This window comes from Nitrobacter winogradskyi (assembly GCF_006539545.1).
GTDB lineage: Bacteria > Pseudomonadota > Alphaproteobacteria > Rhizobiales > Xanthobacteraceae > Nitrobacter > Nitrobacter winogradskyi_A.
On the sequence record NZ_BJNF01000101.1, the window covers coordinates 1 to 23,633 of the forward strand.

Here is a 23,633-nt window from a genome sequence, read left to right on the forward strand (position 1 = left end):
AAGCGGTAGTCGAAGTTCTTGTAGCCCATTTGTTTCATAATTTGCCCAGCTGTCGCGTGTTCCTTCCGTGTCCAATCGTTGACGAAGGCTATTACACGCGACGTCAATCGATCCCCAGCATCTGCAATCGGTTTTGCTGTAGCTGGTTTAAGGCCTACGCCGCTTGATCTAATCCACTTCAGAAACTGTGACCGCTGTTGCGATGACGACAGCTTCCAGTCCCTTTTCATCGCTGTCAGCCGATCGGGTAGATGTATCAATCCTGCCTTAGCAGCGGCTTGTCGGACGCTCTTTAGCTTACCCGAGCGCAAATCTGCGTATATTGTAGGGAAATCTCTCTTAAGGCGACTTTCGTAATAGGCTGCGTCCCGCTTCTTACTCATCACTAACCCACCTGATCATATGATCGTAGATGCATCTATCCGTCTTTTGGGAGATTTAAAAAATTATCAAGAGCTCGGCAGATCTTCGACAAAAACGCTATGTTCACAGCACGACGTTAACTCCGGAGAATTAGGAGCGGCCGTCACGGGCTGAATGAAAACGCATGTCTGACGCCAATCGTCGAGAGAAAGCCAACCGCATTATCATCAACAAGTGTGCAACCATTGCGAGACGGATCTCAAAGGAGGACGGAATCGCTGAGCGCGGTCTCATGAGGACAAAGTGGTTCGATTACAGGTTTATGTCTCCGCTCACCGCGACTGACGAGTTTGCCCGCAGTTATGTTGCCGCCTATCGGAAGAAATGGGACACAAATTTCTCGACCGAGGAGGCGTCGCGCAAGTTGCGCCATACGGGGTGGACATTGGCGTAGCAGCCAAACCGAATTCATCTCCTTCTGGAGGGCACGCCAGTTCGCGGACGAACGGGGAGTTCCTTATGGCCTGTTTTGCAATCACGCCTTGGAGCTTCTCCTCCGCAAGGATGGGACGGCATCTTCGTGCGAGATCTGCGTGTTCAGCAGACACTGCAAGTCGGTGACGGACACGCTTTCCATGCACATTGTGGGACACTTTGGTGGGGACGATCCAATCCTGGCCAGGAAGCGCTTCAAGGGTAGGGAACGTGTCAATCATCACCGTGCAAGGAAGACAGCAGCCGCGGAGGCTGCGAAATCCTCAATTGCTTCTTACTAGTTGTATCTATGACCGGAGATCCTTGTCTCCGGAGATGTAACGCTTCCCATATATTTAATAAACTTAAGTAAGAAAGAAAGAGAGTTGTTGGGAAGCGCTACAGTGGGACCTCTCGGCTTGTATCTTTGTCTTGCGGTTTCCGGGTCGCTCCGCTCCCGGTGCCGCGGCGATGAAGATTCACCCGGAGACATAGCTCGGAAATTAGGACTCACCAGGAGACTCAACCAGGGCTTCCTCCGTCGTCCTTGAGTCGAACGGAGTTTGCCGGGGTTCAAATTGACGGCGCCGCCGGCGAGGCTCCGCTCGCCTAGCGCTCCGACTGGATGACGCCAGGCCGCTGGGAAATGCTGCTGCACGATGCGGCTCGATTCCTCGACCGGTGGTCATCAACGGCCCACGCTATGGGTTGGACAGCGCTTGATCTATTCGGAGTTCACCCCGGGCGGCCCGCCATCCGGTTCGATGTCATGGGCCTGCTGCTTCTTTTGCAAGGCGGTGAGGTTGTCACACTCACCCCGGAAAGCGCGTCGATAAAGCGACCCAGCGGAGCAGTCTTGCGCTTCCCTCGCCCAGCCCCTGGCGGCGTCCTTCTGTCGGAGGCCGCCCATGTCTGAGGGCTGCATGACGCTCATCCCGCATGACAAGCGCGAAGGCATCCCGCTGAACGTGGCTGCCGAGCGAGCGGGCAAATCGCCAGGCACGATCCGCAACTGGTGCATCGAACACGGCATTGGACGCCACGTCGGCGGCGGTCAATGGATCGTCAGCAAGGTCGCGCTGGCGACGTTCCTGGACGGGGACCATGAGGCGCTTCGTCGGTACAAGAGCGGTGACCGGTCCAGCGACGGCTGTTGTCGCTTACTTCAGGAGAGAAGGGCTGGAAGGGCTGTTAGGGAAATAGCGGGCCGCCTGCCCAAATGATGATTCCGTAATGATTACCCTGAAAGGGCGCTCCCGCTGCGAATCCCTCGCCTAAGGAGGCCCTGTTCCGTGAACGGTGATAGACGTAGTATGGAAAAGCCACGACGCGTTCGTCGTACCCTGGATTAGGCCCCCATGCTCAGACGGAACTAGGGATATGAGCACAAATAGACGGAATTTTATTTGGGCTTCGTTGCTTTCCGCTGCTTATTTGGTTCCGCTCAGGCAAGTAAGAGGAGCTTCGTCAGGTAGTTTTGACGTAGAGGAAGAGCAACCAGCAACCTCTGGCAGCTTCGATGACGACTATGTCACGCTCGAGCCAGAACTGAAGACCGGCCCGATCCCAACGCATCCGTCTCGCGTTGCGCTCGTAATTGGTAACTCGCGCTACAATTTCTTCCCCAAACTCGCAAACCCTGAACATGATGCGACAGACCTTGCGGCAATCCTTCGTTCAACGGGCTTCAAGGTTGTCTTTGGCACTAATTTGCCACGCATCACAATGGAGAACGCAATTGCGACATTTGTGAAGAATGCCAGAACAGCAAACGCTTCGCTTGTATTTTTCGCAGGGCATGGACTGCAATACCAGGGGGTGAATTACCTTGCCCCCGTCGATGGGCAGCTTTCAGACGAGACGGACCTGAAAAAATTTATCCGCCTTCAGGATGTAATTGACGATCTACAAAACACCCCTGGCGTAAGGATACTCATCGTAGATGCATGCCGTGACAACGATGCGATTACACAGCTAGCGGCAAGTGCACCTACACCTAAATCAAGATCGATAGGTTTGCAGCGCGGCTTGGCAAAAGTAGAGGCTGATGGAATATTTGTAGCTTTCGCGAGTCAGGCGAACAAGGTTGCGTCAGATGGCAACGGCCGCAACAGCCCATTTACTGCATCCCTTTTGAAGCGGATCGTTGAACCTGGCGTGGAACTCAGGACCATTATGACGAGAGTTCGTGGAGACGTCGTGACTGCGACGCATAACGCTCAGCGGCCAGAAGCATGGGATAGCTTGATCGGGGAATTTACTTTCCGCTAAATCTCTCAGTCGGTAATGGAAGATCAGCTGAAAGGCTGTGAACGAATAGAATTTCACGTCCAGTGCCGATCATATCCTGCAAATTCATCAGACTCATTTCATTCCTTCAGAACTGAGGTAGCAGGCTTCCGCGCACATCGTACTGTGATCCGCATGACATCAGCATGCGGACACGCCATGGAACATCACACCAAGCTCTTGCAGTTTCGCGCACCGGAATCGCTCTCGGAAGCGATCGACGCCGCGGCGAAACGCGAACTTCAAACCAAATCTGAATACGTGCGCCGGTCCGTGATCGATCGCCTCCGTGCCGACGGCGTCAATCCGTCGTCCATCGTTGCGGCCTGAGTGCTGGCTCGCAAACCCTGCGCCTTGCGCAACGGCGCTCCGTTCAAGGACTGGGTGCTGCCCGCTGCGATAGAACGTGTGCGGCGCAAGCTCGCCAGTGCCGACGATGGCAATCGGCAGATGGTCGACATCCTCAACGCGGTGCTGACCGACGGACTGTCGGCCGTCGAGGCGGCTTGCGCCGAGGCAATCGCCCACGGCGTCCATTCTGCCGATGTCGTTCTCAACATTCTGGCCCGCCAGCGTGAGCCGGCGCCACCAGCCAACATCCTCACCCCGGCGGCGCTGACCTTGCGTTATGCGCCGATCGCTGACTGTGCCCGTTACGACAACCTCAGGAGAACGGTCTGATGGAACGCACGCAACTCTTCGACCTCATGAGCGAACTCAAGCTCTATGGCATGAAGGCCGCCTTCGACGAGATCATGGCGACCGCCGTCAAGCGCCAGCACGAACCGCAACGCATCGTCGGCGATCTGCTCAATGCCGAGATCAACGAGAAGCAGGCCCGCTCGATCAAGTACCAGCTCACTATCACCAAGCTGCCGCTCGCCAAGGATCTCGATGGCTTCCAGTTCGAGGGCACCCCCATCAACCAGACGCTGGTCAATGATCTCGCTGGCGGCGGGTTCATCGCCCAACAACGCAACGTCGTGCTGGTCGGCGGCACCGGCACCGGCAAGACCCATCTGGCCATCGCCATTGCCCGAAGCTGCATCCGATCCGGTGCCCGCGGGCGCTTCTACAACGTCGTCGACCTCGTCAATCGCCTCGAGATCGAGACCCGCAACGGACGACAAGGGCCGGATCGCCGAGCATCTAACCCGAATGGACTTCATCGTCCTCGACGAACTCGGCTATCTCCCATTCGCTCAATCCGGTGGTCAACTTCTGTTCCACCTCGTCAGCCGGCTCTACGAGCGCACCTCTATCGTTGTCACCACCAATCTCGCCTTCGGCGAATGGCCCAGCGTGTTCGGCGACGCCAAGATGACCACCGCGCTGCTCGATCGTCTGACCCACCACTGCGACATCGTCGAAACCGGCAATGACAGTTGGCGATTCAAAAGCCGCGACGACGATCACACAATCCGCGCTCGCCACGTCTCCGCAATCCCGGCCAGCTCCGACGAGGCGAGCGCTACCGCCAAAACCCGTCGATCAAAGGGGTCAAAATTGGACGCCGATACGGGGTCAAATTTGCAAGCCGATTGACAGGCTCGGTGCCGTTCGCCCGTCAATGCGCCACTGCCGGACCCATTTGATTGCGCTGCTGGCGCTCACCGAAAAGACCTTGGCCACCGAGGTTGCCGAAAGTCCGCCCGCTACCGCACCAATCACCCGCTCCCGCAAATCTGACGAATAGGCCCGTGTCATCGCCACCTCCGAATCAGAACCTACAAATCCTGAACCGGAAAAGACACGCCGTGAATCCTCATACGAGTCAGATCAATCCAAAAATGCTCTAGTTGATTTTATTGGTGTACCCGACACGATTCGAACGTGTGACCTTTGCCTTCGGAAGGTTACGCACCCTCCAACCGAGCGCTTTAAGCAAAACCGGTCATGCCGGCCGTTGCCGACGTCACGCCAATCGGCTAAATGGAACGTCTCGCACCCGTAGCTCAGCTGGATAGAGCGTTGCCCTCCGAAGGCAAAGGTCAGAGGTTCGAATCCTCTCGGGTGCGCCAACAAAATCAAATACTTAGATCAAATCGCCAACCCTCCAGAAACGTCGGTGTCACCACAGTGTCACCAAAGAATCGGCAATTCCGGCCGAAGTACGCGCACTCCGTCAAACTGATAAATGCGACTCACCGGGCGAGCACATCATTCGGCAACATAATGCGATGCAGATCGACAACGTCCCGAATCTTTGGGTCGAAGCGTTGCGATCGACGCAAAGGCACAAGATGAATGGTTTGGAAGCCACTCGTACTCGTGATCAGTCTTATCTATCATGAAGACTTTGCTGCCAGTTCGGGCTAGCGAAATGATTCCTGATACATCAGTTCGCGACCTTTAGCCGTCGTTTGATAATACTTGGCTCTGCACAGGTCAGACTCCAAGCTTAGAAGCGCGTAGCCGTGATTGTAAACGCCTCCTTGGGTCGCCAACCTCGACTGTTCAATCAAAATTGGCGTCGCTGGGAGGCCGGAAAGTGGCCTATAGATTTCGTCAATCACCGAGACGGGTACAGCTCCATGGCCGAGACAGCGGCCCCGCTCCAATCCAGCGAAAGGCTCATAAATGCTGAGCGTATGTTCATGTCCCCAAAACCAAGCCGCGACCGGCTTTATTGCCATCATCTGCTGGAAGGCCTTCAACAGTAAGCGATTGATTGCTGACTGCTTGCCTTCGTTGTCCGCCGCCCCAATGGGCGAGAAGGCGGAAAACAGCTGATGATGAGAAAGTAGAATGGTCCGTCCGTTGAATTCACTGATGCGGTCGCAATGCCAAGCGAGTTCGTCCTCTTCCACGTAAGTAAGCGCACCGGCGACAGTCGCGGGATTGTCGTCATGTAAGCCGGTATCCATGGCTAGCAATTGCCATCTTTCGTCCGCGGAGCGCAGACAAAAGAAGCTGGCGGGCTGTGTCATCGGCGCAGGGTTGAGTTTCGTGATTAGATCGTAGAAGCCTACTCCACCACAGTACATATCGTGATTGCCGGACAGCGAAAACACCGGAAGTGCCTTGTCCTTGCGGAGGATGGCATTGATCGGATCGAGGAAGTTAATTTGGCATTCCTCAGGTGTTCCAGAGTAATAAATATCGCCGAGGTGTACAATAACGTCGGCGTGCTCGTCGGCTATACACCGCAGAACCTCGATTGCAGGCGGAGCACCCGTGCCCCAATCCCCCATCAGGGCGATGCGGGCGTTAGCCTTGATCTCAATTGTTTTGGGGCCGACGGTGGCTGCGCGGACGTAAGGGGTGGCTTTTCGCTTTCCGTCCTCGAAATAGCGGCCGTAAGCTTCAAAGGTGCTCAGCCATGCTGGGTCGCAGGTGCCGGCCGTGAACTCGCTTTTCAATTGCTCAAGGGCCTGCTCATCCCGGCGGGCCTGAGCTTTTAGATAGCGTAATGCCCATTCAGCGCAGACCTTGGCGATACCTGCCTTTGATAGCTCTCGCGCGGTCAGCGCGGCGCCAGGAGCGGACGTTTCACCGCCGGTCAAGAGGTCGTATTCGCGCTCCGCGATGTCAGCCGCGACATTCGGAAGAGCGCTGGCCATGGATCGTTGAACACCAAGCCGGCTCCTGGACGCGCTCTTCTTCTGGTTATCGATCTTTTTCGCAACCTCACTGACGGCCGATTGATAAATAGAGAGGAGAGGATCACGGAATGTTTTGAACGAGTCAGGCATCATCTCCACTTTTGCTGAGAGTGCGGTTCAACCAACGTTCGAGAAGCGGCAAGTATTTCCGCACTTGCTCGCGGTCACTGTCCTTCTCTTCGTCGGAGAGATCAACATAAGGCGTATTGATCTGCTTTTCCCAGCGAGACACGATCTCGGCCGGCAACAGAATTGAGCCATCAGGCTGGCGTTGGCCGCTGTCGTGAACATACTTTTGCCAGTGGGCCCATCGTTGATGCTCAAGCGCAGCCAGTTCTTCCAGTAGGGAAGCGAAGGATTCATCGAGTTGCGTCTTGGACACCTTTATGTCTCCTCAGATCAGATTCTCCGCAACTAACCGACGGTAATGTTCGCCCAGGACGGTGAGTTCACATGATTTACTTTCCATCGCCGCATGCCACATGTGTGGGGCATCAAACGGCCGGACTAAGTTCACTTTTACATAATTCTGGAGCACCTTGAAAATGGCGTTCTTAGCTGGATCAGGCAACGGAATTTCAGGATCTTCGCGCTGCTCCTGTGACCTCTCCGGTTCATAAGATGGATCGAGCGGAAACCTATATCCTGGCTGAGGGAAATATGTCGCCAGCTTTAAAAGTTCATCGAGAGCAATTGGCGGTGCAGCTTTGCGTAGCGACACGAAGGACTTCACGTTGGTCTTGAACATGGGACGCTGTCCACCCCATGGCCCCAATGACTGATCGATGTGCGCGTATACGCTGCCTGGCGTGACGTCACCCACTAGATTAGCTGCCGCCCCATTCAGAGCGTCGACGAGCAGGTTGGTAAATACGCCCGGCGCTCCATTACCACCTTCATAAGAATATTGATGTTCGGTAGAGGCGGTAAGGAGTGTCATCCCCTCGCCGATCTCGGCAAGACTTCCTTTCCCTGGCTTACTGCCCACAATTCCCCCGTGGCAACTGTCGAGAATGATGATCTTATTTGCGGCCTTGGACTCCCCTGCAAAAGTCATCACGTCGCTGAGCGCCAAGCCATCATCGCCATCTCGACAATCACTTGCGCAAAGAAATCCGCCAGTCGCGTCGATGTAACCATGACCAGCAAAATAGAAGAGTGCGATTTCTGGGTCATCTTTGAACAGGGCCTCAATAGAGTCGCGAAGCACGCGCCGGCTGACCGAATTAGCTGCGCCGGTGGCCGTCAGTACCCTTGGTGTCATGAAATTTGTTGTTCCGTCCGCATTGCGGGCAAGGACAGCCGCCACTGCGTCTGCATCATTGACGCAGCCGCTCAACGGAGTGAGATCATGGTAATGATCAATGCCGACGATCAGGGCCTTGCGCATATATGTCGTTATAAAGCATCAATGAAATTGCTGATATTGGCGTCGCTCCAAGGATAGGTCGTCACGCCTTGGATCTCCGTGCGGTCATTGCTGTAGGCCCAAATTCCGCGCAACTTCTTGCCCTCTTCCTTTGCGCAGGCGATTTCCCATTTCTGGCCGGAAGACGTAGTGGAATTCTTGCTCACCAAAATAATGACGCCATCCGAGCGACGGATTCGCGTCCGTACTTTCTCTTTCCAGCCGCTGTCGTATGCCTCCTTCACCGACATATCGATGAATTCATAGGGCGCGCGAGAATGCAGCGACTGCCCTTTCAGGAAATCACGCTGCGTCTCATCCTCGATCGCAAAGGCAACGAAAATCACTTTTTTGTCCGCCACGGGTGTATCCTCGCTCGTGTTGTTGACTACGGCTGCCCGAGGGAAGCCTTCAGCGACGTATGGAACGACCGGAAACCTTGTGCTCGCGCCGCAGTTCGGTAGCCCTTTTGGATTCGATCCTCGACGAGCAGCTCAGCTCGTTTCGACTCCCGGACATAGATGTCTAGGTCTGCCCGCGTCCGCAGATAAGGCCATTTCACCAGATATTCAGGTACGGCGGCACCGCCGGAAACAAACGAGGCCAGGAAGCGCTCCTTCTCGGTAGCGACGCCGATTTCCCAAGGCACCCACCAGGATGCCTGCGTCTGCGGGCTGATGACCGCAAGGAGCTGGGTGCATTTATCCATCTGGCTGCGAATATAGTCGGCCAGATCTGGTCCGCTTTTGCCGAGTTGCGCATCAATGACGTCCAAATAGACAGTAAGGCCGTTTGCAATGAGGTGCGCCGAGATGGCCGATGCCTGCTCGGCATCTTCCTTCTTATGTGAAATAAATACCTTGACTGGCATGTTGTGTCCCTCGCCCTTGAGGAACATTTACAGAACAAGATAAGACGCGCAACCTCTGCGTGCTCCGGTAGGTACTATTTTCCACATCAATGGCTGTACCTGGAGAATCCACCGTCGAGGTCCAGGTTGATTTATGCTGCGAGAAGCGGCAATAAAAGCGGCAAAACAGGCAACAAAAATTCCTTTTATAGATTGTTTTTGCTAGACTATTTGGCGGAAAGGAAAGCGGCAAAAATGGATATTTCGGCGATGGAACCGCTCCTGCCCGACGATCGGCAGGAACTCGAAGATCTAGCCACAGACTTGGTGGCTAAGGCCAATACCCTGGCGGGGCGCCTTCATCCGATCGTGCGGTCGTCAGTGGGAGACCTCGTGCGCTCCATGAACTGCTATTACTCGAACCTCATCGAAGGTCACAACACACTGCCTATCGACATCGATCGAGCGCTTAACGACGACCTCTCCAAAGAGCCCGAGCGTCGCAATCTTCAACTCGAAGCCCGCGCCCACATCGAAGTGCAGCGCATGATTGACCGAGGTGGAGCGCCATCACCTGTCGTATCGGCGGACTTCATCATCTGGATCCATAAGAACTTCTGCCAGCGCCTGCCGGAAGAGTTGCTGGTCGTCGAACACCCCACGACCAAAGAGCCGATCAAAATCGTGCCCGGCGAACTTAGGACAGAGCATGTGCGAGTAGGAAGACACATTCCGCCCGACCCAGCGGACCTTCCGGCGTTTCTGAAGCGCTTTGCTGAGGGGTACTCTTCTCCTCACCTCTCAAGACTGCGAAAAATCATCGGTGTCGCCGCCTCACATCATCGGCTGGCCTGGATTCATCCCTTTCTCGATGGCAACGGCCGCGTAACGCGGCTGTACTCGCACGCGCTGCTGCGAGAACTGGATGTAGGGTCCGAGCTTTGGGCCGTTTCACGCGGACTTGCACGGCGCGTCGCCGACTACAAAGCCCGCCTACAGGCCGCTGACGAACCGCGTCGCGGCGATCTGGATGGCCGAGGCAACCTTACGATGGGCGGGCTTATTGATTTCTGCAAATTCTTCCTGACGACCTGCGTCGACCAGGTCGACTTCATGGCCGCACTTTTGGAACCGGAAGAGCTCCTGAGGCGTATGGAGATCTGGACCGAGGAGGAGACGCGCGCAAAGCGGCTTCCAAAGGGCTCATGGCCCCTGCTTCGCGAAGCGGTCATGGCCGGTGAATATGCCCGAGGCGCTGCGCCCGGTCTCACCGGCTATGAAGAGCGCCAAGCGCGGACGGTGCTCAATTCCCTTATTGAAAAGGGTTACCTTACTTCGCCGACGACGCGTTCGCCGGTGAGGCTCGGCTTCCCAACTGCGGTGGTCGACCGCTGGTTTCCAAGACTGTATCAGCCAGCTGCCTAAGCGTCAGGATGCCAGCTTCCACAAGTTTCCGGGGAACGAGGCGCCGGTTGTCTCATGGTCGTATATGACGCTTTATTTTCCTGCGGATCTTCTTGCAATTTGACGTTACAACTGGCTTTCTCCGCAATCATTGCGAGCGGAGATCATCCTAATTATGGCGACGAAGAACAGGATATTTATTGCATTTGCGGTCGAGGACAAATGGGCGCGCGACTATCTGGTGGGCCAAGCCAAAAACGAGAAAAGCCCATTTGAATTCGTCGACATGTCGGTCAAAGAGCCCTGGGACGAACAGTGGAAGGCGAAGTGTCGCTCGCGCATCAAAGGCTGCGACGGCACCATCGCGTTGGTCAGCAAGAACACCAAAAATGCGGCGGGACAGCTGTGGGAGATCAAGACTTCGAAGGAAGAGGGAGTGCCCCTACGTGGCATCTATACGACCACCGATGATCGCCCCACGTCCGTGCCCGCGGAGCTTACTGGAGTTTCGATCCTCGGTTGGACCTGGGCAAACATCAAGGCTTTTCTGGACGCCCTATGAGCAGACGCGCACTACTTGTCGGGATCAATCAGTATGACCATGTCTCATCGCTCGGCGCCTGCGTAGCAGACGTCCAGGCGATAGATGAACTCATCAGCTTTCATGCCAACCAGTCCAGGAACTTCGACACACGCCTGCTGACAAGCCCAGGCATAAAGCCCGTAACCCGTGCAACTCTGAGGGCAGCATGGGATGATCTCTTTACTGGCTTCAACGGCGATGTCCTGTTCTATTTTTCAGGGCATGGCGCGACAACGTCGACGGGCGCCTACCTGGTTACGCAGGAGGGCACCTCCGGCGACCCCGGGCTTGCGATGGATGACCTTGTCAATCTCGCGAACAAGTCTAACGCCAGGACCGTCCTTCTTATCATCGATTGCTGCTTCAGCGGCTCGACCGGCAACCTCAACCCGTTCCAGAACGGTGGGATGGAAAAAACCCTGCTGCGCGAGGGAGTGACGATCCTTGCTGCTTCCCGCTCGAACGAGCTATCGATGGAGGTCAACGGGCACGGCGTTTTCACAAACTTGATTTTGGGAGCACTGCGTGGCGGCGCTGCAGATGTCCGCGGCCGAGTCTCCGCCGCATCCATATATGCATACGCGGAGGCCGCGCTTGGCGCTTGGGACCAGCGCCCTATGTACAAGTCCCACGCCGCGCATCTTGAGCCCGTGAGACTCTGCGATCCCAAAGTAGATGACAACACGCTGCGCGAGCTTGTCATCTACTTTCCGACAGCCGATCACGAATTCCAGCTCGACCCAACATTCGAGGAGACGAACTTAAAAGCAGCGAAGCCCGAAAACGTGGCGATATTCAAGAAGCTGAAACAGTACCAAATAGCGGGCCTCGTAAGGCCCAAGGTTGGCACCGATCTCTATTGGAGTGCTGAGCGGTCCGGCTTTGTCCTACTCACCGATCTCGGAAAATTCTATCTGCAGCTCGTGCAATTGGGCCGACTGTAGAAATGCTCGCATGGAGCGGATGCCGACGCAGATTGCGTGGAACGCCCGCCTCCGGGATGCTGAAATCCGCTATTGCGGATTTCAGCTAACCCTGACGATTCCAACCACAATGCCCGCCACCTGGCCGTCAGCGCCGGCAAACGGGAGATAGAGCCTTGCGATGCGAGCCGGACCGTCCGGAAGCTGCACTTGGTCTTCCATCATCAGCGTGCGGCCCGAAGCGAAAACGATGGCCGCCTCGTTCTCTGCGTCCTCGCGCGACGGCGTGAGCCGTCCGACCGCCTCGCCGACCAATGCGGCTCCATAAAGTCGATCGACAGCCTTGCCGCTGCGTTCGATCCTCAATGCTCCATCCGAATTCGGCCGAGCGCCGGATCACCACGATCACATCATCCAAGTCGGCCAGACGCCCGGTGATGTTCTCGGCCTGTGGCATAGCCGCACCGTCACCGCGCGCGAGCCAGACCCGATAAAGCCGGCCCAGCACCGGGTGTCGGTCCGCCATCAGTCGAGAATCCATCGCTGGGCTTCACCGCGCCAGAAACAACCAGATTTTCTGGTTATCTGTATTTCGGTTTAATTGATCTGTCGGCTTCGTCAACGGCCGGCAGCGCATATGCAGAAAACACTTCGGTCTCCCAGGCATGTGCGCCTCATTCAACTCATCGTCGACAAGCGTCGGGAAGCCGGCATGAGCCAGGCCGACCTTGCCGAAGCGCTCGACCGATACCAATCCGTCGTCGCTGCGATTGAATCCGGGGGCCGCCGTGTCGATGTTGTCGAGTTCCTTGAACTGGCGGAAGTGATCGGCTTCGATCCCCATGAAGTCCTTCGTGACGTGGCAAAGATTACGCACAAGCACAAGGCAACACGCAAGCCGTCATAGTTCAGAATCATTTTTAACAACGTAGTGCGCATTGAATGTGTTTTGGGCGTCGCCCTTCGGGCCGGGCTCTACGCGCCGCCTGCGGCGGCTTCCGAAGCCCCTCGCGGGTCTTCGCCTTCGGTGACGATCCCATGACGCGAAGGGCGGCAGCGCGGACATTTCGGCGATCGCCCCGACTTGTGGAGAGCCTCATGGTGGCTGATGCCGGTCGATAAGCGCTCGACAGATCGAGTCTCGTTCCTGACCCTCGTGCTCAACCATACTCGCAGGTCGATCGAGTCCGGGAGCGGATCGTCACAGCAGCTTGTGCGAGGATTGTCGGCGTCCCGGACGGGCCGCTGTCTTTCCATGCCGGACCGGAGTGGTGATCCGAGCGAAGTATGGATGACCTGCAGCCTTCCACTGCGTCATGAAACATCCGGCGTTGAGGGTTCGGTTCCTGCTTGATGGAGCGCGAATAGCCGTTCGGTGCGACGCGAGAAAGCGTGCTTCCGATCGTTGTCGCCAGATCGTGTTTCCTGTGGCTGTCTTTGACATCGCGCCCCAAGGGTGTCCTCGATTGGTTTGGTCTAACCGAAGACCGGCGACGAAGCACGTCGCCTCGATCTTGAACCTGCAACACGCCGCCTGCGGCTTTTTCCGCCGCCGGCCAAGGCCGGCTTTGCACCACGAAAGTCAAAAAAGTCCTCGCCGGATGTTGCTGGCCGATCGTCCCCGGCGCGTCGACCGCCATCGAGGCCGCGATGGGCGCGGCCCGATCAGCAAAAGGAAAATCGCATCATGGCTACGATCGGCACTTTCTCCCGCATCGGCAGCGGATTCGCTGGCTCGATCAAGACCGTCACCCTCAACGTCAAGTCGGTGACCTTCGCGCCGGCCGAAAGCGACACCGAAAACAGTCCGGCCTTCCGCGTCCTCGCCGGAACCACCGCGTTCGGTGCGGCATGGAAGAAGACCTCGCGCGATACGCAGCGCGAGTATCACTCGGTCAAGCTCGACGACCCCTCGTTCCCGGCTCCGATCTACGCGAGTCTGGTCGAGACGGAGACCGAGGGCGAGTTCGCCCTGATCTGGTCGCGGCGACGCGCCGCCAACTGAGCCAGTCCGCCGGCTGAGCCCCGCTTACAAAAGCGGGGCTTTGCCATGCTCATGTCCGTCGCCTTTAAGGAAATACGGAGATCGGGATTGCAAGCCTTTCCGGTTTTCAGGTTTTCAGCACCTCGATCGGATCTTTTCCCGGCGTCCGCTTAAAGCTCCCGCCGGGATCGTTGCTCAGGGCGCTGCCCTCGCGCGGCACAAGAAAACTCTCCGGCCTTTCGCGGCATAAACGGCCGCCTCCCCGTAAACGGGTCCCCTCCATTTATTCCACGGTGCCAAAGACTTTTCTGGCGCCTTGCTTCCCCGGTCTCGCCGACGGGCAAGGGTTCAGGAGCGGCGCTTCGCTTCTCTGAACCCCAAACCCGAAGGAACAGGAAACATGACCAGCAACACGAACACCGCCCGCAACATGATTTTCAATGCCGATTGCATCGAGATGATGCGCTCTTTCGAGAGGGGATCGGTGGACTTCATTCTGACCGACCCGCCCTATGTGACCCGTTTCCGAGATCGAGCAGGCCGCACCGTCGCCAACGATGATAACGGCCGCTGGCTTCGCCCCGCCTTCAACCACATGCACCACGTTTTGAAAGACGGCGGCTTTGCCGTGTCATTCTATGGTTGGAACAAGGTGGATTTGTTCATGGACGCATGGAAGGCCGCGGGCTTTCGCGTTGTCGGCCACCTTGTTTTCCGCAAGCGTTATGCGTCGGCGGCGCGCTTCCTTCGCTACGAACACGAGCAGGCTTATTTGCTGGCGAAGGGTAATCCGACACGTCCCGCACATCCGATTCCCGACGTGCTGGATTTTCCCTACACCGGAAACCGCCTGCATCCGACGCAGAAGCCGGTCGAGGCGCTGGCCCCGTTGATCGAGGCTTTTACGAAGCCGGGCGAGCTTGTGCTGGACCCGTTTTGCGGCAGCGGTTCGACCCTGGCCGCCGCGCAGCAGTTCCGGCGCGACTGGATCGGCATCGAACTGGATAACGGCCACTATCGCACGGCCAGCAAACGGCTCGCATCCCCGCAACATCACCGGGCGGCAGCGTAAGCCGCCCCTTTCTCACGATACATGCGCGCCCGTCCGCAGGCGAGCGCTGCAATCTCATAATTGAACATCGGAAAGGACGACATTATGCGATGGATTATTACGATCGACCATATGGGGTGGATGCCTGGGATTGGGCGAGAACGAGAATGGAGCCCCCATGCGCGGCAAGCAGGAGGAAGGCGATACGCTGCTGCCGATGGAGTTTCAGCTTTTCGATGCACGCGGCAATGTCTGCTTTGAAGGCCGATGCGGCGACATTGACGAGGATTGGTGGCACGGTTTTGAACCGCTGATATTCGGCTGGAACACGCACGCCCGCTGTCGGCGCCTGACATATTGCCGCGCAGGATCGGCCAAGCCGTGGCGACCGCTCCGGCCATAGCCGCATTTGGCGCCTGCACTCCCGCCGATCCGTAAATCCGGATCGGCGGCGCGGCCGTACCTGAATGGCACGGCCGCCGCTCGCCGGGCTGCGCCCGGCTCGCATGATCACGGCCCGACAGCTAAAATTGTCCCGAGCGTCTTCAGGCCTTCTTAGCTCTTGGACGACGAAGCTTAACCCTCGGTTGCCCCTATTTATGGCCACACTTGCTCTTCGAAAGAACCAGCAGCGGGAAACGCGCGCGGAGGAATCATGCCCGATATACAAGGCTGGATGGCGAATGCCGCCTATCTCTACATCCTTTTTCTTGATCGCCCAGCTATCGCCTGGGAACACCTGCGACGCAATCCAGACTATTGCAACGACTGGCTACGCTTCAGAGCGCGACGGCGATCATCGTCGTCTGCCCACGCTCAGACATGGGGGTTGCGATTTCTTCGAGAACCCCGACTACGATGCCCGCGAGGCGCTGCCGTTCTGGCAGCCTGATCCCGACATCGCACTGTCGATTGTGCCGGACGGAGACCCCGAAACTATCGCGCCGGTCTTCGATCCCTGGACTTTTCCCGGCCGCAAGGCGATCGGGCATGACGGTAGCCGCCTTGCGCTGAAGCTCTGTCGGCGCGGCCGCTCCTGGCATCTCCAGATTGCCGGCGCGCTCGACGCCGGCATGCCCTTCACCTTCGCCATCGCGCCGGACGACAGGGCTGGCGCTCGCCTGCGCGAAGCGCACGAGATGTTCACCGCAATGGCCGGGCACCCCGCCGACATTGCCGGGCGGCGCGGCGCGACCGAGGCAATCATCACCATGCAATCCCTGCAGGCGCTCGACGGACACTTGGCCGGAGCCAGCGAACGCGACATCGCCATCGCCATTTTCGGCACGCACATGGTGACGGAGAAATGGCACGGTGACAGCGAACTGCGCGCCAGGGTCCGCTACCTCATTCGGCGCAGTCGCACCATGATGAACGGCGGCTATCGCAGCCTCCTTTGGGGCGCGGCGGCGCGCAGGACCGGCGCGTTTTCCACGCTGGCGACGGCAGGGAGAAAATCTGCACGCGGCGTTTCTCCATACCGGGCGGGATAGGCTTTTCCGAAGCTGCCTCCGAACCGCTGGACCGGGCCTCGCTCGGCCAGCCTGAGACGGAGGCAGTTTCGTGGATCGTTCCGAATCCAAATCGGCCAGCCGCTACCTCACCAACGAGGAAGCGGCCGCCTATCTCAAGCTCTCGCCGCACACGCTTAACAAGAAGCGCGTCATTGGCGGCGGACCGAAGTTCCGCAAGCTCGGCTCCCGCGTCGTCTATGCCATCGACGACCTCGAAAGCTGGATCGAGGCGCGGGCCTGCGACACCACCTCCGACCCTCGCTACGCCCAAGCCCGTTGAACGCGCCGGAACAAGGCATGGCGGCGCGCAGACCCACATCCGAGCGGGACCAGCTCGAACTGTTCCGATCGCGTCCCGGCGACATGGCAACCCGCGATTCGCAGGATCTCATGGCTTATCCCTTCTTCTCCCTCGCCAAATCGAAGCGCATCGAGCCGATCCGGTTCGAGGCCGGCAATATCCGCATCCATGTCGAGGCGCCGGCCGAGTTCGGACTGGCCACCATCTGGGACGCCGACATTTTGATCTGGGCCGCCTCGCAGATCGTCGACGCCCGCGACCGTGGCCTGCGCACATCGCGGCTGATGGCGACCACGCCTTACGAGATTCTAACCTTCATCGGCCGCGGCACCTCGGTTCGCGACTATCAGCGCCTCAAAGCTGCGCTCGACCGCCTGCAAGCCACCACCGTCGCCACGTCGATCCGCCAGCCCTCCGAGCGGCGCCGACACCGCTTCTCATGGATCAACGAATGGAAGGAAAGGCTCGACGCGAACGGAAGGCCGCTCGGCATCGAACTGATCGTGCCGGACTGGTTCTACGAAGGCGTGCTCGACAACGCTCTGATCCTGACCATCGACCGGGATTACTTCGATCTGCTCGGCGGCATCGAACGCTGGCTCTATCGGATCGTGCGCAAGCATGGTGGCCGCCAGCCAGGCGGCTGGAGCTTCGACTTCCGCCATCTCCATGCCAAGTCCGGAAGCCTCTCGCGCTTCTCGAACTTCGCCTGTGACCTCCGCGACATCGTGCGCCGTCAACCATTGCCTGGCTATTGGCTGCGCCTCGACCGGCTCGACGATGGCCGCGAACGACTCGTCTTCGCCGCGGCCTCATCACCGCTATCCATTCATTCACAGGGGGCTGTGCAAAAGCTGTGAAACGTCTCGTGCTATCAAAGGCAATCGGGCTCGTGCTATCGGAGGCGCGACCATCGTGCTATCAAAGGCACGATCATGCGTTAAGCAATTGCGGCGCATCGAAAATCCGCGCCCCTAACTTCTCTAACCGAGAATCTAACTTTGTTTTTGGAGTCGGCGTTGCTTGTGGATACGCCGCAGCGGGACATCCATCCCGAAACAAATCAATATCAAACCTTACGACGAAATCCACCTGCCGCCAATCTCCGACAATCGAATACGTCGCGGCAATAAGACGACAACGATCGCAAGCATCGACATGCGGCGCTGACACACGCATCCGCCGGGAGCGCGCGTCATGATTGTCGCGCTTCTCAATCAGAAGGGCGGCGTCGGCAAGACCACGCTCGCCACTCATCTCGCCGGCGAACTGGCCGCTGCCGGGGCGCGCGTCACTGTCATCGACGCCGACCCGCAAGGCTCCGCCCTCGACTGGTCGCAGCGACGGACCGAGAACGGCTTGCCGCGCCTGTTCGGCGTCATCGGCTTGCCGCGCGAGACCCTGCATGTCGAAGTGCCCGACATCGCGCGCGGCGCCGATCATGTCGTCATCGACGGACCGCCGCGCGTCACCGCACTCGCCCGATCCGCAATCCTTGCCGCCGACCTGGTGCTGATTCCGGTCCAGCCGTCACCCTATGACGTCTGGGCCAGCGCGGAGATCGTGGCGCTGTTCGGCGAGGCGAAGCTGTTCAAGCCCTATCTTCGCGCTGCCTTCGTCGTCAACCGGCGCATCGTGGGCACCATCATCGGCCGCGACGTGCGCGGCGCCTTGCCGGAGGGGCTGCCCGCGCTCGGCGCCGACATTCACCAGCGCGTCGTCTTCGCCGAGAGCGTCGCCACCGGCCGGCTGGCGCGCGAACTGGAGCCCGGCGGAACGGCGGCGCAGGAGATCGCCGCCTGCACCGCCGAGATCATGCGAGGCGTCCCATGAACGGCAAGCGCATCGCCTTCGGCGCGAAGCCAGCGGCATCCACGGCCGACGCCTGGGTGCAGCAGGGCAACGGCGCAGAAATGACCGTCGAAGCGACCCCGCAAGTCGCCGCGCCGAAGGCCGATATCTACACCGCGCGTCTCACCATCGACGTGACGCCGGAGCTGCGCGGACGCATCAAGGTCGCCGCCTTCAAGCAGGGCGTCACGGTCGCCGAGATGGTCCGCGAACTGCTTGAAGCGCGCTTTCCCGAAGACGGAGCGGACGCATGACCATGCGCCGCTACACCAGCGTCCTCGCCGTCTTCGAGCGTGACCGCATCAATGTCCGGCTGCGCTTTGGAAGGCCGATGCGCGAGCGGCGGCTTGACCGCCGTCGGCGGCTCGCATTGCTCGCGCCCAACAGCATCTTCGCGCTGCTGCGGTGGGAGCGCGGAGGATACGGCACGGTGATCTCCCACATCACCATCATGCGCACCGTCGCGCCGGGCGGGACGTGCTGCATGTGGCCCTATGTGCATCCCGGCGCGGAGACGCTGCTGTTCGTCTCCGGTTGGCCCAAAGTCCAACGTGTCTTGCAGGTCATCGACGCCGTAGAAGCGCTCGGCCTCGATCCGACGGATGCTGCGCCGGAATACTGGCAGCACGTCCACAACAGGCTCTGCGTTCGCCAGTTGCCACATCCCTATTCAACCGAACAGCATCGCGCCTGGCTGCGCCGCCGAGAGTTGCTGTCATGAACGCGCGCACCTTCACCTTGGCGATGATGGCCGGCGGCGCATTGCTGGTCGCTGCACCTATCTGGTCAGGGTACGCGCCGCGCTTCATCTGGAATGCCTCGGCGAGTGTTCCGATCGGTCTCTACAGCGTCGAGCCTGCGACCGGAATCGCGGTCACGGACTTCGCCATCGTCATGCCGCCGGATGAATTGGCGGCCTTCCTCGCGGAGCGCGGCTATCTGCCGAAAGGCGTGCCGCTCATCAAGCGCGTGTTCGCGCTTGGCGGCGAGACCGTTTGCCGAGAGGGCCGCATCATCATCGCCTATGGCGGACGCTACGCCGTCGCTCGCGAGCATGACAGCCGCGGCCGGCCGCTGCCCATCTGGCAGGGCTGCCGGAAGCTCCATCACGGCGAAGTCTTCCTCATGAACTGGGACGCGCCGGACAGCTTCGATGGCCGCTACTTCGGTCCGCTTCCCGTCACCACTATCGTCGGCCGCGCGGTCCCGGTCTGGACTGCCGACGACACCGATCCGGCCGCGGATGATGTCTCCGCCCAGCCGGCCACCAGCGGACCGTGACGGTCCGATTCCAACCCGCACCCAGGAGGACACGATGCCCCAGATCGGAACTTTCACGAAGACCAAGACCGGCTTCAGCGGTCGCGTCCGCACGCTCACGCTCGACGTCGAGCTGACCATCCGCCCGGCGGAAAAATCCGACGCCGAGAACGCGCCGGACCATCGCGTCTTCGCCGTCGATGACCGCGAAGTCGGCGCCGCCTGGAGCCGCAGCGGCGAGAAGGCCGGCGACTATCTCTCCATTACCATCGACGATCCGACCTTCACGCAACCGCTGCGCGGCGCGCTGTTCCAGTCCGAGGCCGATGACAAGGTCTGGAACCTGATGTGGAGCCGGCCATCGAAGCGTGACGACAAGGGTTGACGCCATACCTGTCAAACGGAGGCTGACATGATGGACCAGCAGCTCGTGGCGCGCATCAAACGACGGAGCAAATACTGGGGCCAGACCGCACCTCATCAGTGGTTCGATGTGCGTGTCGTCGAGGACGCAGGCTATCGCCTCAGAGGCAACAACAATAACTATCGTTTGGACGATGTGACGTTCGGCGTGCGTCTCGCCAATGGCTTCATTGTCGATCTCGTCAACGGCAAGACGAACCGTCGGCGGACGTCGGACAGGCACGGTTGAGACGATGCGCGCGATGCTCCGATCCTTATCTGCCGTTATCCCTCTGATCGATTGGATCCCGGATCATCCCTCCGACCCGATCGCCTGTCAGGCGCCCGTCGCGCGCAGCGCAGGTCAAGGGCGACCGCATCGCGGCCGGCGCAGCCTTGTCCTTGACCAAAGCGAGCACGGTGGCAGGCTGACGGCAGTCGGGCGGATTAGCCTGCGAGCGTCGCACCATCTTCGATCTCGGCGCTTCATGCAGGCGGGTTTCCTCTGCATCATGCTCGCGCTGTCGAGCGTCCCAGCTTGCGCCGAATCCGCTGCTCAGCCGCGTCCCAACGACACGTTCGCTGAGCGTTTCGACGCGACGGACCCGTGGGCGGCGTCGATCACCGAAGCATCGCACCGCTTCGACATTCCCGAGACCTGGATACGCGCCGTCATGCGCGTCGAAAGCTACGGCGATGTGCGTGCGGTCTCCCCCAAAGGGGCGATGGGGCTGATGCAGATCATGCCGCCCACATGGGACGAGTTGCGCGCGCGTCACGGTTTCGGAAACGATCCGTTCGATCCGCACGACAACATCATCGCCGGCGCCGCTTATCTCTCACAGATGCGCGAGCGCTACGGCATGCCGGGAGCGCTCGCGGCCTATAATGCGGGACCGGCGCGCTACGAGGAACACAAGCTCCTCGGCGTGCCGCTTCCGGGCGAGACGACGGCCTATCTCGACAAGCTCGCGCCCGTCCTCGGCGATGCCGCGCCTAGCCTGTTCGCGGGCTCCAGCAGACGCACAGCCAGAGCGCAGCGTGCGCCTCTTTTCGCGATCGACGAGGCGACGCGATCGGGCGCAGCGGCGTCACTAGCGCAGAGCCTGTTTGCCACCGACAAGCGCCGTGACAGGCCAGCAGAAGCACCTGAGAACGATAGCGCCGACGTGCAGAAAGATTGACCGCATGGCAACGCTAAAGCATGAGCACAGAGCGCCGATGGCGCACGGCAAGATAAAAGCGGACGGCACGCGACCGTCCGAAAGCTGTTGTCTGCACGTCGGTTGGGGCGGCACGCGGCGGACGGGGCCGCGTGCCTATGGGATGGTCAAGCCGTTGCGCCAACAGCAGCAATCGCGTGCTTCGTCGCATCGGCTTGTATTGGCTTGTCCGGAGCGTCGTCATGCCGGAGCATAGCGACGACCGCTTCCGGCCGAAGGTCGCGCCACCGAAATCGCGCGGCAGTGCGCGGGCGCCGAAATTCACCAGCCGCGTGCTGAAGGCCGCATCGAAGGTCGGGCCGGCCAGCGGCGGAACATTGCGGCGACAGCCCTCGCGCGGCGGTGCCCGGTTCGGCCGCGGCCATGTGGCGGCGAAGTTCGCCGGCCAGTCCCTGCGCGGCAACGCCCGGCGCGTCGTCATCAAGACCCGGCTGGTGAATCTGGCGAAAGTCGGACCGCACGCAACCATCCGCCATCTGCGCTACATCGAGCGCGACGGCGTGACCAAGGACGGCAGCAAGGCCCACGCCTATGGTCCCGCCACCGACGCGGCGGACATCGACGCCTTCGAGCAGCGCGGCCGCGGCGACCGGCATCAGTTCCGCTTCATCGTGTCGGCCGAGGACGCCGGCGACATCAGCGACCTCAAGACCTATACACGCGATCTCATGAGCCGCATGGAAGCCGATCTCGGCACGAAGCTCGATTGGGTTGCGGTCGATCACTGGAACACCGACAACCCGCACACCCATATAGTGCTGCGCGGGCGCCAGCCGGACGGATCGGATCTCATCATCGCCCGCGACTACATCGCCAGCGGCATGCGCAATCGCGCTCGCGAACTGGCGACCGAATGGCTTGGCCCCCGTACCGAGATGGAAATCCGCAACGGCATGCTGCGCCAGGTCGATCAAGAACGCTGGACTGGCCTCGACCGGATGATCAACCGCGAGGCGGAAGCCGGTGTCGTCAACCTTCTGTCCGAGCCGGCTGACGCCCAGGCGCGCGTCCGCCGCACGGCAATGATCGGCCGGCTTCAGAAGCTCACCGATATGGGGCTTGCCGACCACACCGGCAATTGCATCTGGACCCTTCATGCCGACGCCAAGGCAACCTTGCGCAAGATGGGCGAGCGCGGCGATATCATCCGCACCATGCAGCGCGCCATGACGGGCCTGAAACGCGACTTCGTCGTGCTGGACGGCGCGTCCGCGCAGAGCCCCGTCGTTGGCCGTATCGTTGACAAAGGTCTGGCCGACGAACTGTATGATCGCGGGTATCTGATCGTCGACGGCATCGACTGCCGCGCTCATTACGTTCCGCTCGCCGCCAACGCCGACCTGGAAGCGCTGCCGATCGGCGGCATTGTCGAGACCCGCGCCGCAACCGAGCGGACGGCGGACCGGACCATCGCCGGCCTCGCCGCGAACGGCATCTATCGTACCGATCACCACCTTGCGATCGAACGCGCGGAAGCGACGCCCGAACACGATCCGGACAGCTTCATCGCCGCCCACGTTCGCCGCCTCGAAGCACTGCGCCGCGCCGGCATCGTCGAGCGCGTCGAGGACGGTGTGTGGCGCGTCCCCGCCGATCTGGCGGAGCGCGGCAAAGCCTATGATGCAAGGCGACTCGGCGGCGTCGATGTGGAACTGCGCTCGCACCTGCCGATCGACCGGCAGACCCGTGCCATCGGCGCCACCTGGCTCGACCGCCAACGCTTCGGCGACCTGTCCGGACTCGGCCAATCCGGCTTCGGCGCCGAGGTCCGCGACGCCATGCGCAACCGGGAGGATTATCTTATCGAGCAGGGCCTCGCCGAGCGGCGGGGCCAGCGTGTCATCTTCGCCCGCAACCTGCTTACAACACTACGCAACCGCGAGATCGAGGCGGCCGCGAAGAAGATCGCCGGCGAGACCGGATTGCAGCATCGTGCCGTGCAGGAGGGGGAGCGCGTCAGCGGCGTCTACCGCCGCTCCGCCATGCTCGCCAGCGGCCGCTTCGTCATGCTCGACGACGGCATGGGCTTTAGCCTTGTCCCCTGGCGGCCGGTGCTGGAAAAACACCTCGGCCAATCCGTCGCCGGCATCGCCCGCGGCAACAGTGTTTCGTGGATGTTCAGGCGACAGAGGGGGATGGGTGCCTAGG

General features: G+C 59.8%; 31 protein-coding genes, 1 tRNA gene and 2 pseudogenes. 26 read left to right on the forward strand and 8 right to left on the reverse strand.

Features of this window, described 5'->3' with window-relative positions; all coding sequences use genetic code 11:
• A partial coding sequence (locus NWI01_RS19415) for a hypothetical protein (RefSeq protein WP_210242995.1) occupies positions 1-383 on the reverse strand: 383 nt, incomplete at its 3' end.
• Positions 384-547: 164 nt separating this feature from the next.
• On the opposite strand from NWI01_RS19415, the gene NWI01_RS16445 reads away from it, so the two are divergent.
• The 6 genes and pseudogenes from NWI01_RS16445 to istB all read left to right on the forward strand — a co-directional run.
• A complete protein-coding gene (locus tag NWI01_RS16445) occupies positions 548-817 on the forward strand; it encodes a hypothetical protein (RefSeq protein WP_141385040.1) in 270 nt (89 codons plus the stop codon).
• A gap of 928 nt (positions 818-1,745) precedes the next feature.
• Positions 1,746-2,060, forward strand: coding sequence for a helix-turn-helix domain-containing protein (locus tag NWI01_RS16450; protein WP_181410546.1), 315 nt, complete (start codon positions 1,746-1,748; stop codon positions 2,058-2,060).
• A 157-nt stretch (positions 2,061-2,217) separates the two neighbouring features.
• Positions 2,218-3,108, forward strand: a complete 891-nt coding sequence (locus NWI01_RS16455) for a caspase family protein (RefSeq protein WP_141385041.1) — start codon at positions 2,218-2,220, stop codon at positions 3,106-3,108.
• Positions 3,109-3,285: 177 nt separating this feature from the next.
• Positions 3,286-3,456 (forward strand): hypothetical protein, encoded by a 171-nt coding sequence (locus NWI01_RS19115; RefSeq protein ID WP_181410547.1) that lies wholly within the window; start codon positions 3,286-3,288, stop codon positions 3,454-3,456.
• Positions 3,457-3,798, forward strand: a pseudogene (locus tag NWI01_RS16460) (IS21 family transposase); the annotation flags it as partial. It abuts the gene before it with no gap.
• Between the two features lie 8 nt (positions 3,799-3,806).
• Positions 3,807-4,530 (forward strand): annotated as a pseudogene (gene istB, locus NWI01_RS16465) (IS21-like element helper ATPase IstB); the annotation flags it as partial.
• A 120-nt stretch (positions 4,531-4,650) separates the two neighbouring features.
• Here istB and NWI01_RS16470 read toward each other — a convergent pair.
• Positions 4,651-4,833: an IS630 transposase-related protein gene (locus NWI01_RS16470; protein ID WP_141385042.1), complete on the reverse strand. Its 183-nt coding sequence runs from the start codon at positions 4,831-4,833 to the stop codon at positions 4,651-4,653.
• Between the two features lie 237 nt (positions 4,834-5,070).
• On the opposite strand from NWI01_RS16470, the gene NWI01_RS16475 reads away from it, so the two are divergent.
• A tRNA-Arg gene (locus tag NWI01_RS16475) sits at positions 5,071-5,147 on the forward strand.
• A 294-nt stretch (positions 5,148-5,441) separates the two neighbouring features.
• Here the strand turns inward: NWI01_RS16475 and NWI01_RS16480 are convergent.
• Genes NWI01_RS16480 through NWI01_RS16500 form a run of 5 tightly spaced genes read right to left on the reverse strand, consistent with a single transcriptional unit; the run spans position 5,442 to position 9,010 of the window.
• Complete coding sequence (locus NWI01_RS16480) at positions 5,442-6,824, reverse strand: metallophosphoesterase family protein (protein WP_244613837.1); 1,383 nt, start codon at positions 6,822-6,824, stop codon at positions 5,442-5,444.
• Positions 6,814-7,113 carry a hypothetical protein gene (locus NWI01_RS16485; RefSeq protein ID WP_244613838.1) on the reverse strand — a complete coding sequence of 100 codons (300 nt, stop codon included), beginning with the start codon at positions 7,111-7,113 and terminating at the stop codon, positions 6,814-6,816. The genes NWI01_RS16480 and NWI01_RS16485 overlap by 11 nt, the downstream gene beginning before the upstream one ends.
• A 12-nt stretch (positions 7,114-7,125) precedes the next feature.
• Entirely contained in the window at positions 7,126-8,121 is a 996-nt protein-coding gene (locus NWI01_RS16490) for a caspase family protein (protein ID WP_141385044.1), read from the reverse strand.
• Between the two features lie 8 nt (positions 8,122-8,129).
• Complete coding sequence (locus NWI01_RS16495; RefSeq protein ID WP_141385045.1) at positions 8,130-8,501, reverse strand: TIR domain-containing protein; 372 nt, start codon at positions 8,499-8,501, stop codon at positions 8,130-8,132.
• Positions 8,502-8,527: 26 nt separating this feature from the next.
• Positions 8,528-9,010 carry a toll/interleukin-1 receptor domain-containing protein gene (locus NWI01_RS16500; protein ID WP_244613839.1) on the reverse strand — a complete coding sequence of 161 codons (483 nt, stop codon included), beginning with the start codon at positions 9,008-9,010 and terminating at the stop codon, positions 8,528-8,530.
• A 126-nt stretch (positions 9,011-9,136) separates the two neighbouring features.
• On the opposite strand from NWI01_RS16500, the gene NWI01_RS16505 reads away from it, so the two are divergent.
• The 3 genes from NWI01_RS16505 (at position 9,137) to NWI01_RS16515 (ending at position 11,920) form a co-directional block, all read left to right on the forward strand.
• A complete protein-coding gene (locus NWI01_RS16505) occupies positions 9,137-10,414 on the forward strand; it encodes a Fic family protein (protein ID WP_244613840.1) in 1,278 nt (425 codons plus the stop codon).
• Positions 10,415-10,568: 154 nt separating this feature from the next.
• The gene (locus NWI01_RS16510; RefSeq protein ID WP_141385047.1) at positions 10,569-10,955 is read left to right on the forward strand and encodes a TIR domain-containing protein; all 387 of its coding nucleotides are present in this window, start codon (positions 10,569-10,571) and stop codon (positions 10,953-10,955) included.
• Positions 10,952-11,920: a caspase family protein gene (locus NWI01_RS16515; RefSeq protein WP_141385048.1), complete on the forward strand. Its 969-nt coding sequence runs from the start codon at positions 10,952-10,954 to the stop codon at positions 11,918-11,920. Before NWI01_RS16510 ends, NWI01_RS16515 begins: the two co-directional genes overlap by 4 nt.
• Positions 11,921-12,001: 81 nt before the next feature.
• On the opposite strand, the gene NWI01_RS16520 is transcribed toward NWI01_RS16515, so the two are convergent.
• Positions 12,002-12,265: a hypothetical protein gene (locus NWI01_RS16520; protein ID WP_141385049.1), complete on the reverse strand. Its 264-nt coding sequence runs from the start codon at positions 12,263-12,265 to the stop codon at positions 12,002-12,004.
• 346 nt (positions 12,266-12,611) lie between these two features.
• On the opposite strand from NWI01_RS16520, the gene NWI01_RS16525 reads away from it, so the two are divergent.
• The 16 genes from NWI01_RS16525 (at position 12,612) to NWI01_RS16595 (ending at position 23,632) form a co-directional block, all read left to right on the forward strand.
• Positions 12,612-12,806 carry a helix-turn-helix domain-containing protein gene (locus NWI01_RS16525; protein WP_307723470.1) on the forward strand — a complete coding sequence of 65 codons (195 nt, stop codon included), beginning with the start codon at positions 12,612-12,614 and terminating at the stop codon, positions 12,804-12,806.
• A gap of 780 nt (positions 12,807-13,586) precedes the next feature.
• Complete coding sequence (locus tag NWI01_RS16530) at positions 13,587-13,904, forward strand: DUF736 domain-containing protein (RefSeq protein WP_141385051.1); 318 nt, start codon at positions 13,587-13,589, stop codon at positions 13,902-13,904.
• A gap of 379 nt (positions 13,905-14,283) precedes the next feature.
• Complete coding sequence (locus tag NWI01_RS16535; RefSeq protein ID WP_141385052.1) at positions 14,284-14,955, forward strand: DNA methyltransferase; 672 nt, start codon at positions 14,284-14,286, stop codon at positions 14,953-14,955.
• Positions 14,956-15,112: 157 nt separating this feature from the next.
• The gene (locus NWI01_RS16540) at positions 15,113-15,337 is read left to right on the forward strand and encodes a hypothetical protein (RefSeq protein WP_210242996.1); all 225 of its coding nucleotides are present in this window, start codon (positions 15,113-15,115) and stop codon (positions 15,335-15,337) included.
• 273 nt (positions 15,338-15,610) lie between these two features.
• Complete coding sequence (locus NWI01_RS20370) at positions 15,611-15,826, forward strand: transcriptional regulator domain-containing protein (RefSeq protein WP_367399568.1); 216 nt, start codon at positions 15,611-15,613, stop codon at positions 15,824-15,826.
• Between the two features lie 22 nt (positions 15,827-15,848).
• Entirely contained in the window at positions 15,849-16,427 is a 579-nt protein-coding gene (locus tag NWI01_RS16545) for a DUF2285 domain-containing protein (protein ID WP_375782190.1), read from the forward strand.
• Positions 16,428-16,497: 70 nt separating this feature from the next.
• Positions 16,498-16,728: a helix-turn-helix transcriptional regulator gene (locus NWI01_RS16550; protein WP_141385054.1), complete on the forward strand. Its 231-nt coding sequence runs from the start codon at positions 16,498-16,500 to the stop codon at positions 16,726-16,728.
• Between the two features lie 17 nt (positions 16,729-16,745).
• On the forward strand, positions 16,746-17,609 hold the full coding sequence (locus NWI01_RS16555; RefSeq protein WP_141385055.1) for a replication initiator protein A: 864 nt from the start codon (positions 16,746-16,748) through the stop codon (positions 17,607-17,609).
• Between the two features lie 337 nt (positions 17,610-17,946).
• Positions 17,947-18,582 carry a ParA family partition ATPase gene (gene parA, locus NWI01_RS16560; RefSeq protein WP_141385056.1) on the forward strand — a complete coding sequence of 212 codons (636 nt, stop codon included), beginning with the start codon at positions 17,947-17,949 and terminating at the stop codon, positions 18,580-18,582.
• Positions 18,579-18,854 (forward strand): ribbon-helix-helix protein, encoded by a 276-nt coding sequence (locus NWI01_RS16565; RefSeq protein ID WP_141385057.1) that lies wholly within the window; start codon positions 18,579-18,581, stop codon positions 18,852-18,854. Before parA ends, NWI01_RS16565 begins: the two co-directional genes overlap by 4 nt.
• Positions 18,851-19,321, forward strand: coding sequence for a DUF2840 domain-containing protein (locus NWI01_RS16570; protein WP_307723471.1), 471 nt, complete (start codon positions 18,851-18,853; stop codon positions 19,319-19,321). The genes NWI01_RS16565 and NWI01_RS16570 overlap by 4 nt, the downstream gene beginning before the upstream one ends.
• Entirely contained in the window at positions 19,318-19,881 is a 564-nt protein-coding gene (locus NWI01_RS16575; RefSeq protein WP_141385058.1) for a S26 family signal peptidase, read from the forward strand. The genes NWI01_RS16570 and NWI01_RS16575 overlap by 4 nt, the downstream gene beginning before the upstream one ends.
• Positions 19,882-19,915: 34 nt before the next feature.
• Positions 19,916-20,245 carry a DUF736 domain-containing protein gene (locus tag NWI01_RS16580; RefSeq protein WP_141385059.1) on the forward strand — a complete coding sequence of 110 codons (330 nt, stop codon included), beginning with the start codon at positions 19,916-19,918 and terminating at the stop codon, positions 20,243-20,245.
• A gap of 27 nt (positions 20,246-20,272) precedes the next feature.
• Positions 20,273-20,512: a hypothetical protein gene (locus NWI01_RS16585; RefSeq protein ID WP_141385060.1), complete on the forward strand. Its 240-nt coding sequence runs from the start codon at positions 20,273-20,275 to the stop codon at positions 20,510-20,512.
• Between the two features lie 238 nt (positions 20,513-20,750).
• Positions 20,751-21,446, forward strand: coding sequence for a lytic transglycosylase domain-containing protein (locus NWI01_RS16590; protein ID WP_244613841.1), 696 nt, complete (start codon positions 20,751-20,753; stop codon positions 21,444-21,446).
• A gap of 221 nt (positions 21,447-21,667) precedes the next feature.
• On the forward strand, positions 21,668-23,632 hold the full coding sequence (locus NWI01_RS16595; protein ID WP_141385061.1) for a DUF3363 domain-containing protein: 1,965 nt from the start codon (positions 21,668-21,670) through the stop codon (positions 23,630-23,632).
• Position 23,633: the final 1 nt, after the last annotated feature.

What these genes read in the sequence shown, in the direction of transcription:
- NWI01_RS16470 (WP_141385042.1), bottom strand. Translation starts at nt 4,833, where the DNA reads ATGACACGGGCCTATTCGTCAGATTTGCGGGAGCGGGTGATTGGTGCG.
- NWI01_RS16530 (WP_141385051.1), top strand. Translation starts at nt 13,587, where the DNA reads ATGGCTACGATCGGCACTTTCTCCCGCATCGGCAGCGGATTCGCTGGC.
- NWI01_RS16580 (WP_141385059.1), top strand. Translation starts at nt 19,916, where the DNA reads ATGCCCCAGATCGGAACTTTCACGAAGACCAAGACCGGCTTCAGCGGT.
- NWI01_RS16585 (WP_141385060.1), top strand. Translation starts at nt 20,273, where the DNA reads ATGATGGACCAGCAGCTCGTGGCGCGCATCAAACGACGGAGCAAATAC.
- NWI01_RS20370 (WP_367399568.1), top strand. Translation starts at nt 15,611, where the DNA reads ATGGCGAATGCCGCCTATCTCTACATCCTTTTTCTTGATCGCCCAGCT.
- NWI01_RS16590 (WP_244613841.1), top strand. Translation starts at nt 20,751, where the DNA reads ATGCAGGCGGGTTTCCTCTGCATCATGCTCGCGCTGTCGAGCGTCCCA.
- NWI01_RS16490 (WP_141385044.1), bottom strand. Translation starts at nt 8,121, where the DNA reads ATGCGCAAGGCCCTGATCGTCGGCATTGATCATTACCATGATCTCACT.
- NWI01_RS16555 (WP_141385055.1), top strand. Translation starts at nt 16,746, where the DNA reads ATGGCGGCGCGCAGACCCACATCCGAGCGGGACCAGCTCGAACTGTTC.
- parA (WP_141385056.1), top strand. Translation starts at nt 17,947, where the DNA reads ATGATTGTCGCGCTTCTCAATCAGAAGGGCGGCGTCGGCAAGACCACG.
- NWI01_RS16575 (WP_141385058.1), top strand. Translation starts at nt 19,318, where the DNA reads ATGAACGCGCGCACCTTCACCTTGGCGATGATGGCCGGCGGCGCATTG.
- NWI01_RS19115 (WP_181410547.1), top strand. Translation starts at nt 3,286, where the DNA reads ATGGAACATCACACCAAGCTCTTGCAGTTTCGCGCACCGGAATCGCTC.
- NWI01_RS16565 (WP_141385057.1), top strand. Translation starts at nt 18,579, where the DNA reads ATGAACGGCAAGCGCATCGCCTTCGGCGCGAAGCCAGCGGCATCCACG.
- NWI01_RS16455 (WP_141385041.1), top strand. Translation starts at nt 2,218, where the DNA reads ATGAGCACAAATAGACGGAATTTTATTTGGGCTTCGTTGCTTTCCGCT.
- NWI01_RS16535 (WP_141385052.1), top strand. Translation starts at nt 14,284, where the DNA reads ATGACCAGCAACACGAACACCGCCCGCAACATGATTTTCAATGCCGAT.
- NWI01_RS16540 (WP_210242996.1), top strand. Translation starts at nt 15,113, where the DNA reads ATGCGCGGCAAGCAGGAGGAAGGCGATACGCTGCTGCCGATGGAGTTT.
- NWI01_RS16595 (WP_141385061.1), top strand. Translation starts at nt 21,668, where the DNA reads ATGCCGGAGCATAGCGACGACCGCTTCCGGCCGAAGGTCGCGCCACCG.
- NWI01_RS16500 (WP_244613839.1), bottom strand. Translation starts at nt 9,010, where the DNA reads ATGCCAGTCAAGGTATTTATTTCACATAAGAAGGAAGATGCCGAGCAG.
- NWI01_RS16480 (WP_244613837.1), bottom strand. Translation starts at nt 6,824, where the DNA reads ATGATGCCTGACTCGTTCAAAACATTCCGTGATCCTCTCCTCTCTATT.
- NWI01_RS16510 (WP_141385047.1), top strand. Translation starts at nt 10,569, where the DNA reads ATGGCGACGAAGAACAGGATATTTATTGCATTTGCGGTCGAGGACAAA.
- NWI01_RS16570 (WP_307723471.1), top strand. Translation starts at nt 18,851, where the DNA reads ATGACCATGCGCCGCTACACCAGCGTCCTCGCCGTCTTCGAGCGTGAC.
- NWI01_RS16450 (WP_181410546.1), top strand. Translation starts at nt 1,746, where the DNA reads ATGTCTGAGGGCTGCATGACGCTCATCCCGCATGACAAGCGCGAAGGC.
- NWI01_RS16445 (WP_141385040.1), top strand. Translation starts at nt 548, where the DNA reads ATGTCTGACGCCAATCGTCGAGAGAAAGCCAACCGCATTATCATCAAC.
- NWI01_RS16515 (WP_141385048.1), top strand. Translation starts at nt 10,952, where the DNA reads ATGAGCAGACGCGCACTACTTGTCGGGATCAATCAGTATGACCATGTC.
- NWI01_RS16525 (WP_307723470.1), top strand. Translation starts at nt 12,612, where the DNA reads ATGAGCCAGGCCGACCTTGCCGAAGCGCTCGACCGATACCAATCCGTC.